General features: G+C 26.0%; 5 protein-coding genes and 1 pseudogene. 2 read left to right on the top strand and 4 right to left on the bottom strand.

Annotated features, from left to right (window positions below):
* A pseudogene (locus tag AVBRAN9334_RS09995) lies at positions 1 to 666 on the top strand (hypothetical protein); the annotation flags it as partial.
* Positions 659 to 1,126: a tRNA (cytidine(34)-2'-O)-methyltransferase gene (locus AVBRAN9334_RS09990; RefSeq protein ID WP_214150474.1), complete on the top strand. Its 468-nt coding sequence runs from the start codon at positions 659 to 661 to the stop codon at positions 1,124 to 1,126. The pseudogene AVBRAN9334_RS09995 and the gene AVBRAN9334_RS09990, both read left to right, overlap by 8 nt.
* 17 nt (positions 1,127 to 1,143) lie before the next feature.
* Here the strand turns inward: AVBRAN9334_RS09990 and AVBRAN9334_RS09985 are convergent, their stop codons facing one another.
* Genes AVBRAN9334_RS09985 through AVBRAN9334_RS09970 form a run of 4 tightly spaced genes read right to left on the bottom strand, consistent with a single transcriptional unit; the run spans position 1,144 to position 4,517 of the window.
* The gene (locus AVBRAN9334_RS09985; RefSeq protein ID WP_336607729.1) at positions 1,144 to 3,102 is read right to left on the bottom strand and encodes a heavy metal translocating P-type ATPase; all 1,959 of its coding nucleotides are present in this window, start codon (positions 3,100 to 3,102) and stop codon (positions 1,144 to 1,146) included.
* Positions 3,099 to 3,287, bottom strand: coding sequence for a heavy metal transport/detoxification protein (locus AVBRAN9334_RS09980; RefSeq protein ID WP_214120494.1), 189 nt, complete (start codon positions 3,285 to 3,287; stop codon positions 3,099 to 3,101). The genes AVBRAN9334_RS09985 and AVBRAN9334_RS09980 overlap by 4 nt, the downstream gene beginning before the upstream one ends.
* Positions 3,288 to 3,297: 10 nt before the next feature.
* Positions 3,298 to 4,080, bottom strand: coding sequence for an MBL fold metallo-hydrolase (locus AVBRAN9334_RS09975; RefSeq protein WP_336607728.1), 783 nt, complete (start codon positions 4,078 to 4,080; stop codon positions 3,298 to 3,300).
* A 59-nt stretch (positions 4,081 to 4,139) separates the two neighbouring features.
* Positions 4,140 to 4,517 carry a winged helix-turn-helix transcriptional regulator gene (locus AVBRAN9334_RS09970; RefSeq protein WP_239803535.1) on the bottom strand — a complete coding sequence of 126 codons (378 nt, stop codon included), beginning with the start codon at positions 4,515 to 4,517 and terminating at the stop codon, positions 4,140 to 4,142.
* Positions 4,518 to 4,773: the final 256 nt, after the last annotated feature.

Genomic DNA, 4,773 nt, shown 5'->3' with positions numbered 1-4,773 from the left:
GGCATACGAGATTGTAAAAAAAAGCTAATTAGAATAGTGAATTATTCTACATTCAAAGAAGATTCGCTAAGGCTTTTAAGATTTATTCAATTTATTGCTAGATTTAAGCTAAAGACTAAGAAAAAGGATTTAAGATATCTAAAAAAAATTGATATTTCAAACCTTAGCAAGGATAGAATTTATAATGAATTAATAAAATTATTTGAAGCAAAATACCCTGAAATTGGGCTTTATTATTTGTATAAACTAAATTTATTTGAAAAATGTTTTGGTTTTAGTGTTAGCAAATATGAATTTTTTGCTGTTTTAAAAAAGATTAAAGATAATAAGAATTTAGTTTGTAAGGAAAAAAGATTTGCTTTAATGTTTTTTTATTTTATTGATTATTTTAATATATATTATCAATTTATGCCTTATAAAAAAATGCTTTTCTTTTTAACAAAAGAGCCAAATTTTAATGATTTAAATGACTATAATTTATGTAAAATTGCTATTAAAATGCCGCTTAGAGAGTGGCTTGGGCTAAATAAGGATATTGTAAAACGAGCTAAAGAATTAGGAATTTATAATGACAAAATAAAAGTCGTATATGAGAATATTAGCTCAAAAGAAGAAGCACTAATATGTGAAGAAAAAGCCATTAAGGAGTATATGAAAAATGTTTAATATAGTTTTAGTTGAGCCAAGAATTGCAGGAAATGTAGGGACAATAGGTAGAATGTGCTATAACTTAGGTTTTAAATTACATCTTGTTGGACCTCATTTTTTGGATTTTTCAAGTAAAAAGATTATGCACGCAGGTCTTGATTATTGGGATAAACTTGAGCCGATTTTTTGGGATAATGCAAAGGATTTTTTAGCTAATAATGATATTGCTAAAATGAAATTCGCTAGCACAAAATCAAAAAATCCTTATTTTAACGCTAGTTTTAATGAAGGAGATTTTATAGTGTTTGGAAGTGAGAGTTTTGGTTTGCCACAGCCTGAAATTAAAGAGATTTTAAGTAATGAAAATACCTTTTTAATACCTATGAAAAGCTATGGCAGGTCGCTTAATCTAGCTCAAAGCGTTGCGTTTTTAAGCTCGGAAGCCTTAAGGCAGAATTTTAAAAATTTTAGTATTTAGTATTTATCTAGTTACTACTAACTAGATAAATTATTTTTTCTAAACAAAAGCAAAGAATTAAACACCACAACAAGCGATGAAATACTCATAAGCATAGCACAAAGTGCAGGATTTAAATGCAAATTAATCTCGCTAAAAACCCCACAAGCTAGAGCAATTCCTATGAAATTATAAAAAAACGATATGAATAAATTTTGCTTAATCTTACTATAAGATTTATCAAAAATCTCAAAAAGTTTTATGATTTTAATCAAATCATTTTTTAGCAATATCGCATCGGCTTTATTTTTAGCAATTGCATTTGCATTGCTAAATGATATACCAAAATTAGCCGTTCTTAATGCCTTAATATCATTAGCCCCGTCCCCAATAAATACGCTTTTTGCGTTTAAATTCTTTATTATCGCAGCTTTATTTTCAGGTGTAACTCTAAAATAATATTCGCTAATTTCTAGTTTGTTTGCTAGATTTTCTACTCTTTCTTTACTATCTCCGCTAATTATTATTATTCTTTTATTGAGTGATTTTAAAAAGCTAATTAATTCTTTTGCATTTTCGTTAATTTCGTTTTCTAAAGTAATTTTGCCTAAATATAAATCATTTTTATAGCATAAAAACTCATTTTCGCAAGGTTTTATTTCTACTTTTAAATTCTCATCAGTATAAATTAAAGAATTATCCTTTAAAGCACAAGTTCCATTTAAATCTAAAAAATCAGTAAAATTATTCGTAATACTCTTAGCTATTGGGTGATTTTGAGTATTTTCAATACTTGCAATTAGCCTAAAATCAGCTTCGCTTAAATCGTGTGATATTTTTTGCACGGAATTTGTAAGTGTGCCTGTTTTATCAAAAACAAAGCATTCTATATCTTTTATTGAGTTAATTAGTTCAGGATTTTTTAAAATTATTCCTTCTTTAAAGCATAAATTAATGCAAATTACTATTACCATAGGAATTGCAAGTCCTAAGGCACATGGACACGAGATTAACAACACACTACTAACATAAAAAAACACCTTAGAAGAATCTATAAAATACCAAACAAGTCCTGTAATACTAGCAATTATACAAATTATTAATACAAAATATTTGCTAATCTTATCAACTAATTTAAAGGCTTTTAAATCCTTATTATTAGCTTTCATTGCTTCATCTTTAAGCTTTTCAAGTGAGCTTTCATAATAAGTGCTAGTTGCTTTTATCTTTAATAATTCACCCTTATTAATGCTACCTGCATAGACTAATTCTCCTATTTTTTTGCTTAGACTAAAGCTTTCTCCACTAATAACACTCTCATCAATTAAGGCTTCATTTAGACATATTCCATCTACTAAGATTTCTTCGCCGTTTTTAATAAGTAGCTCATCATCTTTATTTATTTGATTTGCTTTTATTATTTTATTGTTTGCTAGGGTTATTGTAGGGATTTTGCTTGGTGTGATTAAAGAATTTGCTTTAGCTTTTGCTTTATTTTCAATAAATTTTCCAAGCCTAATCACAAAGCAGACAAAAGTGCTTTCAAAAAAGAAATGATGATGAATACTAAAAAATGAATAAAAATAATTAATGCTAATTCCAAGCACTACAAGTAAATCCATTCCATAGCTTTTATGAAATATTACTCTTTTATAAAAATCAAGCGAAAGTAAAATAGCCAAACTTGCAAAAACACAAGAGAATAAAAAGCTAAAATCAATAAAAGTTAAAACACTAAAAATCGCTAAAAAAATTAGCCTAATGCCTTCGTAAGTATTTTTTGCATTTATTTTTTCTAAGCTTACTTCAAAGCCTAGTTTTTTGATAGCAAAAATTAGCTTTTCACTATCAAAATCATCATTTACACTAAATTCTCCAAATTTATTGATAAAATCAACCCTTGCATCTATTACGCCTAATTTTAAGGCTTCTTGTTTGATTGAATTAGCACAATTTACACAATGCATTCCATTAATAAAAAGCCTTATATTTTTCATACTAATTTACCTAATCTAAATCCTAATTCTAAAAGCTCATCTTCAAATTCTTCTTTATTCGCATTTATAAAAATATATTTTAAATCATCACTAAAATTAATTGTCCCAAAATCTTCTTCTAAAGCATTTTTTATCTTATTTACACAATGATTGCAATTTACATTAAAAATCTCATATTTTTTCATTTTATCTCCTTTAAAAAATGTAGCTTTCCCCATCATCTGGGATTAAAACTCTATCGTTTAAATTATTCTTATTTACAAATTCTTTTAAAGCTTTTCTAGTTAAAATACAATGATTAATAGCTTCTAAATGAACGGCTATTATCTTGCTAGTTGATATTTTAGCAATATTTTTAATATCGTTTTCATTCATAATAATACTATCATCAAATCCTAAAACCATAGCATTTCCAGCATTTACAATAACAATATCATAATTTTGTTTTAAAGTATTTTCAACATCTTTTGTTAAAACACTATCTCCTATTAAATAAACACTTTTACAATCTTTTGCACTAAAAATAACTCCCATTGTATCACCTAAAAGCCTTGCTAATTCTTTGTTTTTATATATTTCTTCGCTTCCGTGTTTTGCTTTAGTTTTTGTTAGTTTTACTCCTTGAAATTCTAAAGTATCGCTTAAAATCTCAAGATTTTTAAATCCTAAATCTTTAAAATAATTATAATCTTGATTATCTTGAACGAAGACTTTAATATTTTTATCTAATTTTTTACAGGTATATTCATCTATATGGTCTAAATGATTATGAGTAATTATTACAGCATTTACATCATTTATAATTTCTTCAAAACTAAATGGCAAATCCACTAAAGGATTTCTTAAATGTGAATTATAAGTATTTGCAAAACCTTCATAAGTGCCTTTTGGTGCTAACATAGGGTCTATTAAAAAGCACACATTATTTATAGTGATTTTTACACAAGCACTTCTAATTAATTGAACTTTTGTATTCATAAAATCTCCTTAATTTAAATTAAAGGATAGATATTATCTTTTTTAAAAATAATTGTAAATTACTTACTTTTTCGTATGTATGATAAGCTTTTTTCATTTAAAGCATTAAATAATTTCTTTTCTTTTAAAACTTCAATGCCTATTTCTTGAAAAATAATAATAGCTTTTAACATTTGCTTTCCACGATTTGTTAAAAAATATTCTACTTTTAGTGGATAGCCATCATAAGTTATTTTATCTACTAAGCCATTTTCTCTTAATTGATTTAGGTGTTCAAGAAGCATTTTTTGACTAATTCCAATTATATCTTTTTGTAATTTTGATAAAGAAGAATTACCTAAACTTAATTGAAAAATGATTATGCTTTTCCATTTTCCATTTATCATATTTGCAGCTATTTGCAAAGGACAGGTTACATTATTCATATTTATTTGCATAAAAACTCCTTATACTTACAAATTCGTAAGTAATTTACATTTACTTAAATATGAATTATAATCATAAAAATTAAAAAGGATTAAAGCTATCCTAAAATTAAATTTAAAGGAAAAACAATGATTTGCACCTATCAAGACTTAATTCATAAACCAATAAAACAACATTCAAACAATCATTCTTGCAATCATTCACACCATAACCACTCCCATAATCATTCACACCATAATTCTAATCACTCCCACGAACACCACAATC

It is taken from the genome of Campylobacter sp. RM9334 (assembly GCF_020138145.1).
GTDB lineage: Bacteria > Campylobacterota > Campylobacteria > Campylobacterales > Campylobacteraceae > Campylobacter_E.
Note: the sequence above shows the minus strand (reverse complement) of the source record. Positions and strands in the feature narration are given on the sequence as shown.

Bases quoted from the DNA above. Each gene is read 5' to 3' on its own strand.
- AVBRAN9334_RS09990 (WP_214150474.1), top strand. From the start codon at position 659: ATGTTTAATATAGTTTTAGTTGAGCCAAGAATTGCAGGAAATGTAGGG.
- AVBRAN9334_RS09985 (WP_336607729.1), bottom strand. From the start codon at position 3,102: ATGAAAAATATAAGGCTTTTTATTAATGGAATGCATTGTGTAAATTGT.
- AVBRAN9334_RS09980 (WP_214120494.1), bottom strand. From the start codon at position 3,287: ATGAAAAAATATGAGATTTTTAATGTAAATTGCAATCATTGTGTAAAT.
- AVBRAN9334_RS09975 (WP_336607728.1), bottom strand. From the start codon at position 4,080: ATGAATACAAAAGTTCAATTAATTAGAAGTGCTTGTGTAAAAATCACT.
- AVBRAN9334_RS09970 (WP_239803535.1), bottom strand. From the start codon at position 4,517: ATGCAAATAAATATGAATAATGTAACCTGTCCTTTGCAAATAGCTGCA.